The sequence below is a fragment of the Nocardia salmonicida genome, from assembly GCF_036142455.1.
In the GTDB taxonomy this organism is placed as follows: domain Bacteria; phylum Actinomycetota; class Actinomycetes; order Mycobacteriales; family Mycobacteriaceae; genus Nocardia; species Nocardia salmonicida.
The window spans coordinates 1,023,911-1,039,912 of the sequence record NZ_CP108014.1 but is presented as its reverse complement, the minus strand read 5'-3'; the positions used below and the strand labels follow the sequence as shown (position 1 = coordinate 1,039,912).

The 16,002-nt window shown below is 67.6% G+C and carries 14 protein-coding genes; 7 read left to right on the top strand and 7 right to left on the bottom strand.

What is annotated here, in order from left to right; genetic code table 11:
• Positions 1 to 72 precede the first annotated feature (72 nt).
• A complete protein-coding gene (locus tag OHS03_RS05120) occupies positions 73 to 561 on the top strand; it encodes a MarR family winged helix-turn-helix transcriptional regulator (RefSeq protein WP_328661163.1) in 489 nt (162 codons plus the stop codon).
• A 3-nt stretch (positions 562 to 564) separates the two neighbouring features.
• Here the strand turns inward: OHS03_RS05120 and OHS03_RS05115 are convergent, their stop codons facing one another.
• The 4 genes from OHS03_RS05115 to infC form a co-directional block, all read right to left on the bottom strand.
• Positions 565 to 1,362 carry a TrmH family RNA methyltransferase gene (locus OHS03_RS05115; protein WP_328661160.1) on the bottom strand — a complete coding sequence of 266 codons (798 nt, stop codon included), beginning with the start codon at positions 1,360 to 1,362 and terminating at the stop codon, positions 565 to 567.
• Between the two features lie 35 nt (positions 1,363 to 1,397).
• Positions 1,398 to 1,784: a 50S ribosomal protein L20 gene (gene rplT / locus OHS03_RS05110; protein ID WP_019046423.1), complete on the bottom strand. Its 387-nt coding sequence runs from the start codon at positions 1,782 to 1,784 to the stop codon at positions 1,398 to 1,400.
• A gap of 115 nt (positions 1,785 to 1,899) precedes the next feature.
• Positions 1,900 to 2,097 carry a 50S ribosomal protein L35 gene (gene rpmI / locus OHS03_RS05105; RefSeq protein WP_056824456.1) on the bottom strand — a complete coding sequence of 66 codons (198 nt, stop codon included), beginning with the start codon at positions 2,095 to 2,097 and terminating at the stop codon, positions 1,900 to 1,902.
• Positions 2,098 to 2,126: 29 nt separating this feature from the next.
• A complete protein-coding gene (gene infC, locus OHS03_RS05100) occupies positions 2,127 to 2,858 on the bottom strand; it encodes a translation initiation factor IF-3 (protein ID WP_056824840.1) in 732 nt (243 codons plus the stop codon).
• 335 nt (positions 2,859 to 3,193) lie between these two features.
• On the opposite strand from infC, the gene OHS03_RS05095 reads away from it, so the two are divergent.
• Positions 3,194 to 3,535 (top strand): DUF1844 domain-containing protein, encoded by a 342-nt coding sequence (locus tag OHS03_RS05095; protein ID WP_194828871.1) that lies wholly within the window; start codon positions 3,194 to 3,196, stop codon positions 3,533 to 3,535.
• Between the two features lie 464 nt (positions 3,536 to 3,999).
• Here the strand turns inward: OHS03_RS05095 and uvrA are convergent, their stop codons facing one another.
• On the bottom strand, positions 4,000 to 6,990 hold the full coding sequence (uvrA, locus tag OHS03_RS05090) for an excinuclease ABC subunit UvrA (RefSeq protein ID WP_328661158.1): 2,991 nt from the start codon (positions 6,988 to 6,990) through the stop codon (positions 4,000 to 4,002).
• Positions 6,991 to 7,310: 320 nt separating this feature from the next.
• Here uvrA and OHS03_RS05085 point away from each other — a divergent pair, with 320 nt between their 5' ends.
• A complete protein-coding gene (locus OHS03_RS05085) occupies positions 7,311 to 7,943 on the top strand; it encodes a response regulator transcription factor (protein ID WP_056824462.1) in 633 nt (210 codons plus the stop codon).
• 4 nt (positions 7,944 to 7,947) lie between these two features.
• On the opposite strand, the gene OHS03_RS05080 is transcribed toward OHS03_RS05085, so the two are convergent.
• Positions 7,948 to 8,730, bottom strand: a complete 783-nt coding sequence (locus tag OHS03_RS05080) for a sigma 54 modulation/S30EA ribosomal C-terminal domain-containing protein (protein ID WP_056824467.1) — start codon at positions 8,728 to 8,730, stop codon at positions 7,948 to 7,950.
• Positions 8,731 to 8,869: 139 nt separating this feature from the next.
• Between OHS03_RS05080 and OHS03_RS05075 the strand changes: the two genes are divergently transcribed.
• Complete coding sequence (locus OHS03_RS05075) at positions 8,870 to 10,693, top strand: sensor histidine kinase (protein WP_062985543.1); 1,824 nt, start codon at positions 8,870 to 8,872, stop codon at positions 10,691 to 10,693.
• A gap of 1 nt (position 10,694) precedes the next feature.
• On the opposite strand, the gene OHS03_RS05070 is transcribed toward OHS03_RS05075, so the two are convergent.
• Entirely contained in the window at positions 10,695 to 11,888 is a 1,194-nt protein-coding gene (locus OHS03_RS05070) for a beta-ketoacyl synthase N-terminal-like domain-containing protein (protein ID WP_328661156.1), read from the bottom strand.
• Positions 11,889 to 11,975: 87 nt separating this feature from the next.
• On the opposite strand from OHS03_RS05070, the gene OHS03_RS05065 reads away from it, so the two are divergent.
• The 3 genes from OHS03_RS05065 to OHS03_RS05055 are packed head-to-tail and all read left to right on the top strand — an operon-like array spanning position 11,976 to position 15,992.
• Positions 11,976 to 13,313 carry a diguanylate cyclase domain-containing protein gene (locus OHS03_RS05065; protein WP_328661155.1) on the top strand — a complete coding sequence of 446 codons (1,338 nt, stop codon included), beginning with the start codon at positions 11,976 to 11,978 and terminating at the stop codon, positions 13,311 to 13,313.
• 13 nt (positions 13,314 to 13,326) lie between these two features.
• A complete protein-coding gene (locus OHS03_RS05060) occupies positions 13,327 to 13,662 on the top strand; it encodes an antibiotic biosynthesis monooxygenase family protein (RefSeq protein ID WP_056824476.1) in 336 nt (111 codons plus the stop codon).
• 44 nt (positions 13,663 to 13,706) lie between these two features.
• On the top strand, positions 13,707 to 15,992 hold the full coding sequence (locus tag OHS03_RS05055) for a HelD family protein (RefSeq protein WP_328661153.1): 2,286 nt from the start codon (positions 13,707 to 13,709) through the stop codon (positions 15,990 to 15,992).
• Positions 15,993 to 16,002: the final 10 nt, after the last annotated feature.

Here is a 16,002-nt window from a genome sequence, read left to right as displayed (position 1 = left end):
GCTGTGTGGCGCATTAACTGCGTCATGCAGCAATCTATCCGATTTAACTGCGCCGCGCAGCTAATTGAGAGGGTGATCCGGATTACAGAGCAGAGTCGACGTGCCCGCTACGCGGAGTTGTCGCGCGTCTCGCGGCAGTACATGGCCTCGTACGTCCTGTTCAACCAGGCTGTCGCCGACCATCTGGGCCTGCACCCCACCGATCTGCAATGCCTGAGCCTGCTCACCGCGGAGCCGCGGCCACTCACTGTCAAACAGATCGCCGACCTGACCGGGCTCACCACCGGCTCCGCCACCCGCTTGGTCGATCGACTCGAACGCGACGGCTATGTGCTGCGCGAACCCGACGCCGAGGACCGCCGTCGAGTCCTGGTCTCCCCCGTGCCCGAGCGCGTCGCCCGCGTCACCGCCGTATGGGACGACCTCGGCGAAGGCTGGCAAGCGCTACTCGATACCCACACCGAGGACGAGCTCGCGGTGATCACCGAGCACATGCGCAAGGCCGAACAGCTCAGCCACACCCAGATCGAACGACTCCGGGGCCGGAGCGCACCGTCGTGAGTACTACTTCGCGTGCTGGACGCGGGCGCTCGCGTAGAGGCAGATAGCCGCTGCCGCAGCCAGATTCAGGCTTTCGGCGCGGCCGTGGATGGGGATGCGGATGCGGTGATCGGCGCGGGCGGCGACGGCGGGGTCGAGGCCGTGGGCCTCGTTGCCGAAGAGCCAGGCGACCGGTCCGCTGAGGATGTCGTCGGCGGCGTCGAGGTCGACCTCGCCGGTGGCGGCGGTCGCGAGGATCGTCACGCCGGCGGCGGAGATCGCGTCGAGCGTCGCGGTGATATCGCGGCTGCGGGCCACAGGGACGTGGAACAGGCTGCCCGCGCTGGCGCGCACGCACTTGCCGTTGTGTGGGTCGACGGTCTCGCCCGCCAGCACCACACCGTCGGCGCCGACGGCATCGGCGACCCGGATCAGGGTGCCCGCGTTGCCGGGTTCGGCGATCTCGACAGGGACGGCGAGCATGCGCGGGCCACGGTCGAGGATCTCGCCGAGCGGCACGTCGACGAGATCGCACACCGCGACGAGGCCGGGCGCGGTGACGGTTTCGCCGAGATGTTCGGCGGCGCGATCGCTGACCAGGGTGGTGCGGACGCCATCGGCGGCGGCACCGGCGATCAGCGCGTTCTCCCGGCCGGCGGCCGCGAGCGAATAGAAGATCTCCCGGACGCGACCGGTCTCCAGGGCGGCGGATACGGCGTTGGCGCCCTCGGCGAGGAACAGGCCGGACTTGCGCCGCTGGGCCGCGCGCTGGAGCTTGACAGCGGAAACGACCCGCGGGTTGCGCTCGGAGAGCGCGTCCACGGGTCGTTCCGACAGATCGCTATGTGTGGTCAAGCTCAGGCAGCGGTGGCCGGGGCGTTGACGTCGGCCGGCAGTGCGGCCTTGGCGACAGCCACCAGGCCGGCGAAGGCCTCGGCGTCGGAGACCGCGAGCTCGGCGAGGATCTTGCGGTCCACCTCGACACCAGCGGCCTTGAGGCCCTGGATGAAGCGGTTGTAGGTGATGTCGTTCAGACGCGCGGCGGCGTTGATACGAGCAATCCACAGCTTGCGGAAGTCACCCTTGCGCGCCTTGCGGTCGCGGTAGGCGTAGGTCAGCGAGTGGAGCTGCTGTTCCTTGGCCTTGCGGTACAGGCGCGAACGCTGGCCCCGGTAGCCCTTGGAGGCCTCGAGGATGGAACGGCGCTTCTTCTGAGCGTTGACGGCCCTTTTGACGCGTGCCACTTTGGTAGTCCTTGATCATCTGGGGGCGCGGCGGCGCCCGAATTCGGTAGTTGTCGGCGTCCGGTTGTCCCGGCCGCGGAATCGTCGGGTTGCGACGGTCGAGCTGACCCGAAGGTCAGGCGAGACCGAGCAGCCGCTTCACGCGGGGGACGTCGACGGAAGCGACGGACTCCGTGCCTTCCAGACGACGAGTCCGGCGAGAGGACTTGTGCTCCAGGAGGTGGCGACGGTTCGCCTGCTCGCGAAGCAGCTTGCCCCGGCCGGTCACCTTGAATCGCTTCTTGGCGCCGCTGTGGGTCTTGTTCTTCGGCATGGATTCCTCTATCTAGTCGTTGAAATCGTTTACTGCGGGTCGGCCGGCGCAGCCTGCTCGGCAGGCGCGGCCTGCTCGACCGGTGCGGCCGTCTCGACCAGCGCGGCCGGTTCGGCACTGGCGGGACCGGTCGGCAGCGGCTGACGTGTCGCCGCCGGCGCCGAGGAGTCCTGCTGGGCCTTCACCCGGGTCTTCGCGCCCTTGTGAGGAGCGAGGACCATGGTCATGTTGCGGCCGTCCTGCTTGGCCGAGGTCTCGACGAACCCGAGATCGGCCACGTCGGAGCCCAGACGCTGGAGCAACCGGAAGCCGAGTTCGGGACGCGACTGCTCACGACCGCGGAACATGATCGTGACCTTGACCTTGGACCCGGCTTCGAGGAAGCGAACGACGTTGCGCTTCTTGGTCTCGTAGTCGTGGTCGTCGATCTTCGGACGGAGCTTCTGCTCCTTGATCACGGTCTGGACCTGGTTCTTACGGGACTCGCGCGCCTTCTGCGCGGTCTCGTACTTGAACTTGCCGTAGTCCATGATCTTGCAGACCGGCGGACGGGCATCGGGTGCTACCTCGACGAGGTCGAGGTCGGCTTCGAGCGCGACGCGTAGTGCATCTTCAACACGCACGATCCCAACCTGTTCGCCGCCGGGTCCGATGAGACGAACCTCGGGAACACGGATGCGATCGTTGATGCGGGTCTCAGTGCTGATGGGGCCTCCTAGGTCAAGCGGTGTCGTCTTAACGACCGCACGCAATAACTGCAACCCCTGTTTCAACACGAAAGCCCCGGTGCGGTATTTCTCCGCCACGGGGCCCGATGTCGACCGATCGCCCACAGCCGAAGCCCTCACAGGCTCGGTTGTCGACCCCCGCGTGCCAGGCACACGGGAAACCCACCACAATGAGCGGGTGACCGGGACCGTTTATCCGAACGATTGCTCGCCGGTAACGGTGGGAGTCGGGCTCCACTTATCTGCCCCACGGATGCATGACACATCCAGGGGCGGTCGTCAGCGAAGAGCTTAGCATGGCGTTGGGCTATGACCGAATCGCACCTGGCGCGAGCATCCGGAATCCGGCTCGCTATAGCCTGATCAGCATGACTGACGAGCTCGATCCTCCCGTGCGCGACCTGGCCGACATCCCCGCCGTCGAGGTGATCAGCCGGGCCGCCGTGATGCTGATGAGCTCGGCCGCGGAGAAGCTGGGCCTGGCCGAGGAGACCCCGGATTCGGGTGCGGGCGTCGACCTCGATGAGGCGCGCCGGGTGATCACCGCGCTGGCCGGGCTGGTCACCGCGTCGGTGGAGTACCTCGGCCCGCACGCGGGTCCGATCCGCGAGGGCCTGCAGGCGCTGCAGCGCGCCTTTCGCGAGGCGTCGTCGGTGCCGGACGCGCCGGGAACGGGCCCCGGCGAGAAGTACACCGGCCCGGTGCACTGAAAGTTCTGTCAACGAAAAGATCCGCCGACGCAGTGCGTCGGCGGATCTTTTCTGTGTTGCGAACGAACGTCGCGACTCAGACCACGGGGGTCGGAGTGGGGCCACCGGGGGTGACCGACACGGCCGATCCGGAGGAGATCATGTTCGCGAGTGCGGCGAGCAGGGCGGCGCTTCCGGTATCCATTACAGGCGTTCCTTTCGAATCCAGGTCAGACGGTCGGCTTGGTGGGCTCGTAAGCCAACGATGACCCGCCGGCGAGGAAACCGAGAATCTGGGCGATGAGCGCCGTGGTGGCTTCATCCATGAGGACGTTCCTTTCGAACTACACGACGATCGAGCCGTCGACAAACCGCTACGACCCGGCATTCCGGGGACGGTGAGGCGAATGTTACCTACGACTGTTTCACTTCGTGGTGCTTTCGGAAAGTCCCTTCCGGGATGTCTCGAAGGAAGGTAGCTCGGTTCAGCGCAGCGCGGCCGCCTTTCGGGCCAACCGCTTGGCCGCGGCCGTCTCCGCCGGTGCCTTCTTGGTCGCGGGGGCGGCTTTCTCGGCAGCCTTCTTCGGCGCGGTCTTCTTCGCCGCGGGCTTCTTCGGTGCGGGCGCGGCCAGTACCTCCTTGAGGAACTGGCCGGTGTAGCTGTCCGACGCCGCGGCGATGTCTTCGGGGGTGCCGGTGGCGACCACGGTGCCGCCGCCGGAACCACCCTCGGGACCCATGTCGACGACCCAGTCGGCGGTCTTGATGACATCGAGGTTGTGCTCGATGACGATCACCGTGTTGCCCTTGTCGACCAACCCGTTGATCACCTTGAGCAGCTTGCGGATGTCCTCGAAGTGCAGCCCGGTGGTCGGCTCGTCGAGGATGTAGACAGTGCGCCCCATGGACCGCTTCTGCAGTTCGGCGGCCAGTTTCACGCGCTGGGCCTCACCGCCGGACAGGGTCGGCGCGCTCTGGCCGAGGCGCACATAACCCAGGCCGACCTCGACGAGGGTCTTGAGGTAGCGGTGGATCGAGGTGATCGCCTCGAAGAAGTCGGCGGCCTCGTCGATCGGCATGTCGAGGACCTCGGCGATGGTCTTGCCCTTGTAGTGCACCTCGAGGGTTTCCCGGTTGTAGCGGGCGCCGTGGCAGACCTCACAGGGGACGTAGACGTCCGGGAGGAAGTTCATCTCGATCTTGAGCGTGCCGTCGCCCGAGCAGGCCTCGCAGCGGCCGCCCTTGACGTTGAACGAGAACCGGCCGGGTTGATAGCCGCGCACCTTCGCCTCGGTGGTGGAGGCGAACAGGGTGCGGATCTTGTCGAAGACGCCGGTGTAGGTGGCCGGATTCGAGCGGGGGGTACGACCGATCGGCGACTGGTCGACCTGCACCAGCTTGTCGAGGTTGTCGAGACCGTTGATCCTGGTGTGCCTGCCCGGTACCTGGCGGGCGCCGTTGAGTTTGTTGGCCAGGACGGTGGCCAGGATGTCGTTGACCAGGGTCGACTTGCCCGAACCCGAGACACCGGTGACCGCGGTGAGCACACCCAGCGGGAACGCCACATCGACGTTCTGCAGATTGTGCTCGGTGGCGCCGACGACGGTGAGCCTGCGCTTCTTGTCGATCGCGCGGCGCACCAGCGGCAGCTCGATCTGCTCGCGGCCAGAAAGGTAAGCGCCGGTGAGGGATTCGGGCACGTCGAGCAGTTCGGCGTAGGTGCCGCTGTGCACCACCCGGCCACCGTGTTCGCCGGCGAGCGGACCGATGTCGACCACCCAGTCCGACGCGCGGATGGTGTCCTCGTCGTGCTCGACGACGATCAGGGTGTTGCCCAGCTTCTTCAAGCGCAGCAGCGTCTCGATGAGCCTGCGATTGTCGCGCTGGTGTAGACCGATCGAGGGCTCGTCCAAGACATAGAGGACACCGACCAGGCCCGAACCGATCTGGGTGGCCAGCCGGATGCGCTGGGCCTCACCACCGGACAGGGTCGCGGCGGCGCGCGAGAGCGTCAGATATTCCAGGCCCACATCGAGCAGGAAGCCGAGCCTGGCCTGGATCTCCTTGAGCACCTGACCGGCGATCGCGGTCTCGCGCTCCCCCAGCGTGAGCGAGTTCAGGAAGTGCGCGCAGTCGCCGATGGACAGCTCGCTGACCTCGGCGATCGACTTGTCGGTGCCGTCGGCGGCCAGGGTGACGGCCAGGATCTCCGGGCGCAGTCGTGAACCGTTGCAGACCGGGCACGCCACATCGCGCATGTAGCCGTCGTAGTGCTCTTTCATCTGCTCGGACTCGGTGTTCTCCATGCGCCGCTGCAGGAACGGCATCACGCCTTCGAAATCGGCGTAGTAGGAGCGCTTGCGGCCGTAGCGGTTGGTGTAGGCCACGTGTACCTGGTCGGAACTGCCTTCCAGCACGGCCTTGCGTGCCTTCGCGGGCAGATCGCGCCACGGGGTGTCCATGGAGAAGCCGACCGCTTCGGCCAGGCCGGAGAGCAATCGGTTGAAGTACTCGGCGGTCTGCCCGCGCGACCACGGAGCGATCGCGCCGTCGGCCAGGCTCAGGTCCGGATCGGGCACCACGAGTTCCGGGTCGACTTCCTTACGGATGCCGAGGCCGGTGCAGTCGGGGCAGGCGCCGTAGGGCGAGTTGAAGGAGAACGAGCGCGGCTCGAGGTCTTCGATGTCGAGGGGGTGGCCGTTGGGGCAGGCCAGGCGCTCGGAGAAGCGGCGCTCGCGGTCGTGCGCGTGCTCGTCGCGGTCGACGAAATCGAGCACGACGATGCCGTCGGCCAGCCGCAGCGCGGTCTCGATCGAGTCGGTGAGGCGCTGTTTGGAGGCGGCCTTCACCGAGAGGCGGTCGATGACCACCTCGACGTCGTGTTTCTCCTGCTTCTTCAGCTTCGGCGGATCGGTGAGCGGATACACCACACCGTCGACCCGCACGCGCGAGTAACCCTGGGTCTTGAGCTGGTCGAACAGGTCGACGAACTCACCCTTGCGGGTGCGCACCACCGGCGCGAGCACCTGGAACTTGAGGCCGTCGTCCATGGCGAGCACCTGGTCGACGATCTGCTGCGGGCTCTGCTTGGCGATCAGCTCGTGACAAACCGGGCAGTGCGGCGTGCCCGCGCGGGCGTAGAGCAGGCGCAGGTAGTCGTAGACCTCGGTGATGGTGCCGACCGTGGACCGCGGGTTGCGGTTGGTCGACTTCTGGTCGATCGACACCGCGGGCGAGAGGCCCTCGATGAAGTCGACATCCGGCTTGTCCATCTGACCGAGGAACTGTCGCGCGTAGGCCGACAGCGATTCGACGTAGCGGCGCTGCCCCTCGGCGAAGATCGTGTCGAACGCCAGGCTCGACTTCCCGGAACCGGACAGACCTGTGAACACGATCAGGCTGTCGCGCGGCAAATCCAGGTCTACACCTTTCAGGTTGTGTTCCCGAGCTCCGCGCACAGTGAGGCGTTCCGCCACCTGGTGAATCCCTTCTCCATCGTCATCCGCCGATCGGACATAATCCCCCGTCGACAATGCTAGGCCGGGGGTCCGACAGGTTTGGCTGGAGCGCTGGTGCGCTCGCGTTCGCGACCCCGTCGGTCCCGTCGATCAGGCACCGTCGCTTGCTCCCCCGTCGCCTCGCGACGACACCTGATCGACAGGGCGGCCGTTGCGCGGCGAACCCTCCTCGGGGTCGGGTCGTTGTCGTCGAGTTTCGGCTCTACGCCCACGATTTCGGCGATGCGGATTATGTTTGACGACAGGTGGGGATCGTTCGACATGATGAAGGAGCCGGCGTGCTCGAGGTATTTCTGGTCGACGACCACGAGATCGTGCGGCGAGGGTTGATCGACCTGCTCGAGGGTGATCCAGAACTCACTGTGATCGGTCAGGCAGGCGGCGTCGCCGAGGCGATGGTGCGCATCCGCGAGGCCCGCCCCGACGTCGCGGTCCTCGACGTGCGGTTACCCGACGGCAACGGCATCGAACTGTGCCGCAACCTGCTCGCGGAGTTCGACGACCTGCACTGCCTGATCCTGACCTCGTTCTCCGACGAGCACGCCATGCTCGACGCCATCCTGGCCGGCGCCAGCGGCTATGTGGTGAAGAACATCGACGGGATGAAACTGGCCGACGCGATCAAACAGGTGGGCGCCGGCCACTCGCTGCTCGATACCCGAGCGGCCGACGCGTTGCGCGCCCGGCTGCGCCGCAGCGCCGAACCCTCCGGGCCACTGGCCGGGCTCACCGACCAGGAACGCCGACTACTCGAACTGCTCGGCGAGGGCCTGACCAACCGGCAGATCGCCGCGCGCATGTTCCTCGCGGAGAAAACGGTCAAGAACTACGTGTCGCGGCTGCTGGCGAAACTGGGTGTGGAGCGCCGCACCCAGGCCGCCGTCCTGGCGACGAAACTGCGCGAGCCGTGACGGCTCAGGACGGGACGACGATGGTCAGGTCCCCGTCGTAGCGCCGGTAGAGCAGGTTCCCGCGGCCGGAGTGGCTGTCGGTGAAGAACAGGTAGGGCAGCCCGGCGGCGCACAACGCGTCGGAGGCTTCGTCCTCGGCGAAGATGGGAGCCGCGTCCTGAACCACCCGCACCGGCATCGCGCTCGCGGTCAGCGGCAGCTCGGCCGACGCGTCCGCCGCGGCGGTGTGGCGCTGCCTCGCCAGCGCGACGCCGTGCGGGTCCGCCCAGGTGACGATGGCGTCCTCGCCGGTGTCGGCGTCGGTGAACAGATAGGCGTCGTAGTCCATCGCGTCCAGGACGGTGCTGGCCTCCAGCGGGGTGCCGGTCATCAGGGCACAGTCCTTGCGGCGGATGATCGGCCGCGTCTCGGTGATCTGGGCCAGCGGGCGACGGGCCGGATCGGGCCACGCGCCGCGCGCTTCCTTGCCCGCGCGCCGGGCGAGCTGGCGGTCGAGCCGTTCGGCGGCGAAGGTGACCGCGAAACCGCCGGGCCCGGTGACCTGGACGCGGGTGAAGGTGTCGTTGGTACGGATGTTGGCCTGCACCAGAGTCGGCTCGTCGTAGCCCTGCGGCGCGGTGACGCGCACCCTGGCCGGACTGTCGAGGTGGTGCCTGCGCATCACGCGGGTGATGGCGCGAACAGCACGGGTGACATCCTGGGCCGGCACTTCGCCGCGGGTGGTCACGGCGAGCTCCGGGTCCGCGGCGGTCGTCCAGTGCTGGGTGCTCGACAACGAATTCATCATGTGCCCCACTTCTCGATCCCAATTCCCGGTGCCCAATGCCACCACTACCGCCGGTGCGAGTGAAGGGCCGAAAGTCCCCTCATTGCGGACTAGACTTCGAATGGACTCACTCGAGGAGCTGCGAAGACGGGGTACTGCGATGGCGAACGACGGTCGGGGCGGCCGCTATTCGGCTGACCAGACGGTGTCGCGGCAGATGTTGCGCAGCCTGCTCGGCGAGGTCGCCGATCGGGTCGAAGTGATGATCGGTTCGCGCGATCGGATGGACGGCCTCGTCGAGGCCATGCTCACGGTGACCGCTGGTCTTGACCTGGACGAAACCCTGCGCACCATCGTGCGGACCGCGATGAACCTCGTCGACGCCCGCTACGGCGCGCTGGCGGTGCGCGGCCACGATCAGCAGGTCGCGCAGTTCATCGACGAGGGCATGCCGGATCAGATCCGCGACCGGATCGCGCGATTACCCGCGGGCCACGGCGTACTCGGCGCGGTGTTCGCACACAAGGCGCCGCTGCGGCTGGCCGATCTCACCCAGCACGAATCCTCGATCGGTTTTCCGGCGGGACATCCGCCGATGCACACGTTTCTCGGTGTGCCCGTACGCATTCGGGACGAAGTCTTCGGCAGCCTCTATCTCACCGAGAAGTCCGATGGACAGCCGTTCACCGAGGAAGACGAAGTCCTGGTCCTGGCGCTGGCGGCCGCGGCGGGGATCGCGGTCGACAACGCGCGGCTCTACGAGCAGGCACGCACCAGGCAGGCGTGGATCGAGGCCACCCGCGATATCGCGACGGAATTCCTGGCCGGTACCGAATCCGACCGGGTGCTCGGCCATGTGGTCGATCACGCGCGCGGGCTGACCGGATCGCATCAGGCGTTCCTCGCCTCGGTGCCGGTACCGGACGAATTACCGGGCGAAATCAGCGAATTGGTGGTCACGCAGTGGACCGGCCCCGACGCGGGCCAGGACTGGCAGACCATTCCGATCGCGGGGACGGTGGTGGGCGACGCGTTCAGCAGGCGGACGCCACTGCGCTTCGACGATGTGTCGAAGGTGACGCTCGGCGTCGAGTTCCCCGTGGCCGAACTGCCCGGCGCCGGACCGGCTCTCGTGCTGCCGCTGTGCACGCCCGATGCCACCCTCGGCGTCCTGGTGACGTTCCGGCCGCCGGGTTTCGCGCCGTATTCCGACGAGATGCTCGAGCTGACCGCGGCGTTCTGTGATCAGGCCGCGCTGGCGGTGCGGCTGGCCGACGCGCAGCAGCGAATGCGCGAACTCGACCTCGTCGCCGACCGTGATCGGATCGCGCGCGACCTGCACGATCATGTGATCCAGCGACTGTTCGCGATCGGCCTCACCGTGCAGGCGACCATGCCCAAAGCGGTGGTTCCCGAAGTGCGGCAACGGCTTTCGACGGTGATCATGGATCTGCAAGAAGTGGTCCAGGAGATCCGCACCTCCATCTTCGATCTGCACGCGGGCAGTTCGGGCCACAGTGAGGGACTGCAGCAGCGCCTCGAGGTCGCGATCCGGCGCCAGACCGCCGACATCGCCCTGCGCGCGACGATCCAGGTGTCGGGCCCGCTGTCGGTGCTCGATCCGCAGCTGGCCGACCACGCCGAGGCGGTGGTGCGCGAGGCGGTGAGCAACGCGGTGCGCCATTCCGGCGCCGACACCGTCGCCATCGTGATCGAGGTGGCCGACGATCTGGTGATCACGGTGTCCGACAACGGCTGGGGCATCCCCGCCCACGTCATCCGCAGCGGGCTGCGCAATCTCGAACAACGCGCGCAGGAGGCGGCCGGGAACTTCGAGATCGGTCCGGCAGAGCGCCCCGACGCCGACGGCAATCACCCCGAGATGCCGGGCACGCAGCTGCGCTGGGCGGTGCCACTGCCCCAGGACGCGCCGACGACCGGCGGGTTCGCCCTCGCGGCCGGACCCGAGACGGGCGAGGACTGAGTCAGGCGGGGGCCAGGATCACGGCGGCGTTGTTGCCGCCCATTCCCATCGACAGCTTCACCGTCGGGCCGTCGATCAGCGGGGTCGGTCCGTTGAGCAGTCGCGGGTGCGCGGGCGCCACGATCGGCGCCGACGCGGCGATGCCACGCTCATAGGACAGTGCGATCGTGGCGACCTCGATCGCCGCGCACGCGCCCTGGCTGTGCCCAGTGAGTGGTTTGAGCGCGGCGATGGCGGGCCGGTCGTCGAAGACGGTGGTCATCACGTCGCGTTCGGCAGCGTCGCATTGCCTGGTACCGGTGCCGTGCGCGTTGTAGTACGCCACGTCGGCAGCCTCGATCCCGGCGTCGGCCAGTGCGCGCTGGACGCAGGCGATGATCTGGGCGTGGCCGGGATCGACCGAGACGACGTGGAAGGCGTCGTTGGTCATCGCGCCGCCGAGAAGCCGTGCGTAGGGCAGCTCGACCGCGTCGGTGAGCAGCAGCGCCACCGACGCCTCGGCCATGGTGAAACCGAGCGAACCCTCCTGGAAGGGCCTGCAGGCGGTGAACGGTTCGGCATCGGCGATCGCGGCGCCGAGGCCGACGAAATGCTCGAGCATGTCCGGGGTGGCCGAGAGGTCGGTTGTGACACACAGCACATCGTCGACCAGACCCGCGTCACGCCACATCTTCGCCGTCAGCAGGGCGACAGTGCCCGAACTGCACGCCGCCGACACGTTCATCGCAGGCCCGTGGAAGCCGAACTCCTGCATCACCACCGAAATGGGTGTGGACGGCAGCAGCCGCAGGTAATCGCGCGAGCGCCGATGGCCGTCGTCACGACGGTAGAAATCGCGCCAGTCGGCGACATCACCCAGGGTGAACGCGTGAATGAGGCCCACCGTGCGGCCTTCGCGGCGCCAGCCACGAGCCTGCGCGTCGTCGATCGCCTCGGCGGCCGCGGCGTAGACGGCACGCCCGAACAGGCCGGTTCCGTGCGCCGCGTCACCACCGTCGGGTATCCGCCCGACCCAGGCATACTGATCGCGTCCGGGCCCGTAACCGGGGTACAAACGGGCGGCCGGTTTTCCCCCCATCAATCCCTGCCACAGTAGTTCGCGACCCCACCCGTAACTCGAGACGACACCGATGCCCGCAAGCGACATAGAATCGGTGCGGTGGGTCATGCCGCCCGTGAGCACATCCGGTGTCACATCGCTCCTCGCGGATTTTCATGAAGGATCACCAGACTAGTCCGGGTTATGCCGTTCGCAGACCAGGCCGAGATCGGGGGTTTCGCAGTGGGAGAAGGAAGGACCGACGCGGCGAGCGCCGAGCAGCTCGCGCAGCGCTACCGGTCGCTGGTCGAACACACCCCCGATGCCATCTGCGTGCACGAGTCCGGGACGATCGTCTATGTCAATCCGGCCATGGTGCGCCTGCTCGGCGCCCACTCGGCCGACGACGTGATCGGCTTGTCGATCACCGTGTTCGTCCACCCCGATTCCGTGGCGGCCATGCTCGACCGGATCGACCAGCTCACCGCCGAGGGTTCGGCATCGCCGCCCGCCGATATGGACCTCGTCCGGGTGGACGGGCGGACGGTCCCGGTCCAGACGGTGTCGGTCCTGACCGTGTGGCAGGGCGAACCGGCCTACCAGGTGGTGGTGCACGACCTCACCGCACAGCGGGCGGCCGAGGCGTCGGCGCGGCGGGCGGAAGCGTATTTCACGACCGTGGTGTCCCAGCTCGAGGAAGGCGTACTCGTCGTCGATCGTCGGGGTCGCCTGGAGTCGATCAACCCCGCGGGCAAACGCATATTCGGCATCGCCGACTCCGAGGAGGTCATCGGGCGGCTCTTCGGTGATCTGCCGATGAAGATGCTCGACAGCGCCGGGCAGCCGTTGCCGCCGGGCAAGCATCCGATGGCGCATACCCTCGCGACCGGCGAGGTGGTCACCCAGTTCGTCTTCGGTGTCGAGCGCGCCGACGGACACCAGGTATGGGTGTCGTGCAACTGTCGCTTGCTCAACCCGGAAAGTCCGGATTCCTCCGGGGTGTCCTCGTTCTCCGACATCACCGCGTATCGGGCCAGCAGGCGCCAGCTCGAGTTCCAGGCCACCCACGACGCACTGACCGGGCTCGCCAATCGTTCCCTGATCCTGTCGCAGCTGGCCTCGGCGCTGGCACACGAGGGCGGCAGCATGGTCACCACGGTGCTGTTCATCGATCTCGACGGATTCAAGGCGATCAACGACACCCTCGGCCACGCCATCGGTGACACGGTGCTGCAGATCGTCGCCCAGCGGCTGCAACAGGCACTGCGCAGCGAGGACCTGGTCGGACGACTCGGCGGCGACGAATTCCTGGTGCTGCTGGCAGGTCATCCGCAGCGCGCCGATCTGCCCGCACTGGTGGAGCGGCTGCGCGTCACGATGTCGGAACCCATCATCGCCAGCGGTCACCGCCTCGAGGTGAGCGCCTCGGTCGGCATCACCGAACTCGGCCCGCACGAGAACCGCACGCCCGAGGCCGTGCTGCACGACGCCGACCTGGCGATGTACCGCGACAAGCCGTCGGCACATCGTGAGCTCGGTCTCGGTCAGAATCGACGCTCGAACAACACCCACGCCTCCTGACAGACTGGTCGGCGTGATCGTCGAACACGTGCTGCTCCCCGTGCGCCCCGGTGCCGCCGCCGCTTTCGAGGCGGCCTTCGCGCAGGCGTCTCCGATCATCGCGGGAATGCCCGGTTTCGGCGGGTTGTCGTTGTCGCGCTGCGTCGAGCGGCCCGACGCCTATTTGCTGCTGGTGCGGTGGGAACAGTTGACCGACCACACCGTGGGATTCCGTGAGTCGCCGGAATATCAGCGCTGGCGTGCGCTGTTGCACCACTTCTACGAGCCTTTCCCGGTGGTCGAACACTTCACCCCGGTCCTCGGTGACGAAGTCTTCCCGGTCGCGGCGGCTACGCCGGCGGACACGTAGACTCGACAACTCTGTTCTCAACGCGGTGACAAAGGAGTCCTGTTTTGCCCGACCGCCTCGCCGACGTCTCCCCCGCCGCGGACAACCGCGAGATCGAACAGGAGCAGCAGTACCTCTCGGTGCTCTACGACCGGCTCGACGCCATGCGCGAGTACGCGCAGAACCGGCTCAAGACCGTGCTGCTGGAAGCCGGCGGCACGCCGCAGGCGCGCAGTGAGCGCGAGTCGTTCACCCAGCTCTACAACGAGGATCTGTCCAAATACGACGCCGCCGAGCACGGTCTGTGCTTCGGCCGGATCGATCTCGAGGGCACCGAGGACGAGGCGCGCTACATCGGCAGGCTCGGCATCCTCGACGAGGACAACGACTACGAGCCGCTGCTGCTCGACTGGCGAGCTCCGCTGGCCCGCCCGTTCTACCTGGCCACCACCGCCAACCCCGAAGACGTCACCCGCCGCAGGCACATCCGCTCGCGCAATCGCGCCGTGACCGCGATCAACGACGAATACCTCGATCTCGATGCCGCCCGACGCGACGGTGTGGTCGGCACCGACGACGGCGTCGGCGGCGAGAGCGCGCTGTTGGCGGCGCTCAATGCCGCGCGCACCGGGCACATGAACGACATCGTCGAGACGATCCAGAGCGAGCAGGACGCGATCATCCGCTCCGAGCACAAGAGCGTGCTCGTGGTGCAGGGTGGGCCGGGCACCGGCAAGACCGCGGTCGCGCTGCACCGCGCGGCGTTTTTGCTCTATACCTACCGTCAGCAGCTGGCCAAGAGCGGCGTGCTGATCATCGGCCCGAACGCCACCTTCCTCGACTACATCGGTCAGGTGCTGCCCTCACTCGGTGAGACCGGCGTACTGCTGTCGACCATCGGCGACCTGTATCCGGGTGTGAAGGCGGTGCGCGAGGATTCGCTACGCGCCGGGGAGATCAAGGGCTCCCTCGACATGCTCGAGGTGCTCAAGCAGGCGGTGCGCGACCGTCAGGAAGTGCCGGCGGAGCCGGTTCGCCTCGCTTTCGACGGCTATCCGGTGACCCTGGATCGCAAGATCGCGACCAGGGCGCGCGGGCGGGCCCGTTCCTCGCGGCGCCCGCACAACCTGGCCAGGCCGATCTTCGCCTCGTCGGTGATCGACGCGCTCACCGATCAGCTCGCCGCGACCATGGGCGCCGATCTGTCCGGCGGCACGAGCCTGCTCAGTTCCGCCGACCTCAGCGAGATCAGCGACGAGATGCGCGCCGACCCGCACGTGCAGGCCGCGATCAGCGCGCTGTGGCCGGTGCTGTCGCCCCAGGACGTGCTCGCGGACCTGCTCGCCGACCCGGCCCGCCTCGACCGCGCGGCCACGACGCTGAGCGCGCAGGATCGCGCCGAGTTGGTGCGTTCCGACGACGGCATGTTCGGCGCGGCCGACGCCCCGCTGCTCGACGAGCTGGCCGAACTGCTCGGCGTCGACGACACCGAGGAACGCGAACGCTCGCGTCGCCGATGGCGGGCCCAGATCGAGGAGGCCCAGGACGCCCTCGACATCCTCACCGGTTCCGCGCCACAGGACATCGAGGACGAACTCGATCCCGAGATCCTGATGGCCTACGACCTCATCGACGCCTCCCAGCTGGCTCAGCGCCAGGAATTCGGCAACCGGCAGACCACCGCCGAACGCGCCGCGGGCGACCGGACCTGGACCTACGGTCACGTGATCGTCGACGAGGCACAGGAACTCTCGGAGATGGCGTGGCGAATGGTGATGCGCCGCATCCCGAATCGCTGGATCACCGTCGTCGGCGATGTCGCCCAGACCGGCGATCCGGCGGGTGCTTCGTCGTGGCAGCGGGTACTGGAACCCTATGTGGCACAACGCTGGAAGCTCACCGAACTCACGGTGAACTACCGCACCCCCGCCGAGATCATGGCGGTCGCGGCCGACGTGCTCGCCGCGATCGATCCGGGCACCGAGGTGCCGCGTTCGGTTCGCGAGACCGGCAATCCCCCACGCGCCTACCGGGTGCCGCCCGCCGACGTCGTGGGCGAGGTCGCACGGTTGCTCGAAGCCGAGCACGGTCCTGGCACCGCCGCGGTCCTCGCGCCCGCGGCCTGGGTACCCGAACTGTCTTCGCTGGCAGGCGAATCCGTGCAGGTGCTCACCGTGCACGACGCGAAGGGCCTCGAGTTCGACCGTGTGTACCTGGTGGAGCCGCAGGCGATCCTGGACGAGTCCCCGCGCGGACTCAACGACCTGTATGTCGCGCTGACCCGCGCGACCCAGCGGCTGGCCGTGGTGCACACCGAGCAGCTTCCCGAGGTGCTGTCCTCCTTGGGCTAAGTGTCACGAC

Excerpts from the sequence above, each read along its gene's own strand:
- OHS03_RS05075 (WP_062985543.1), top strand. The coding sequence starts at position 8,870 with ATGGCGAACGACGGTCGGGGCGGCCGCTATTCGGCTGACCAGACGGTG.
- OHS03_RS05080 (WP_056824467.1), bottom strand. The coding sequence starts at position 8,730 with ATGATGAATTCGTTGTCGAGCACCCAGCACTGGACGACCGCCGCGGAC.
- rpmI (WP_056824456.1), bottom strand. The coding sequence starts at position 2,097 with ATGCCGAAGAACAAGACCCACAGCGGCGCCAAGAAGCGATTCAAGGTG.
- OHS03_RS05095 (WP_194828871.1), top strand. The coding sequence starts at position 3,194 with ATGACTGACGAGCTCGATCCTCCCGTGCGCGACCTGGCCGACATCCCC.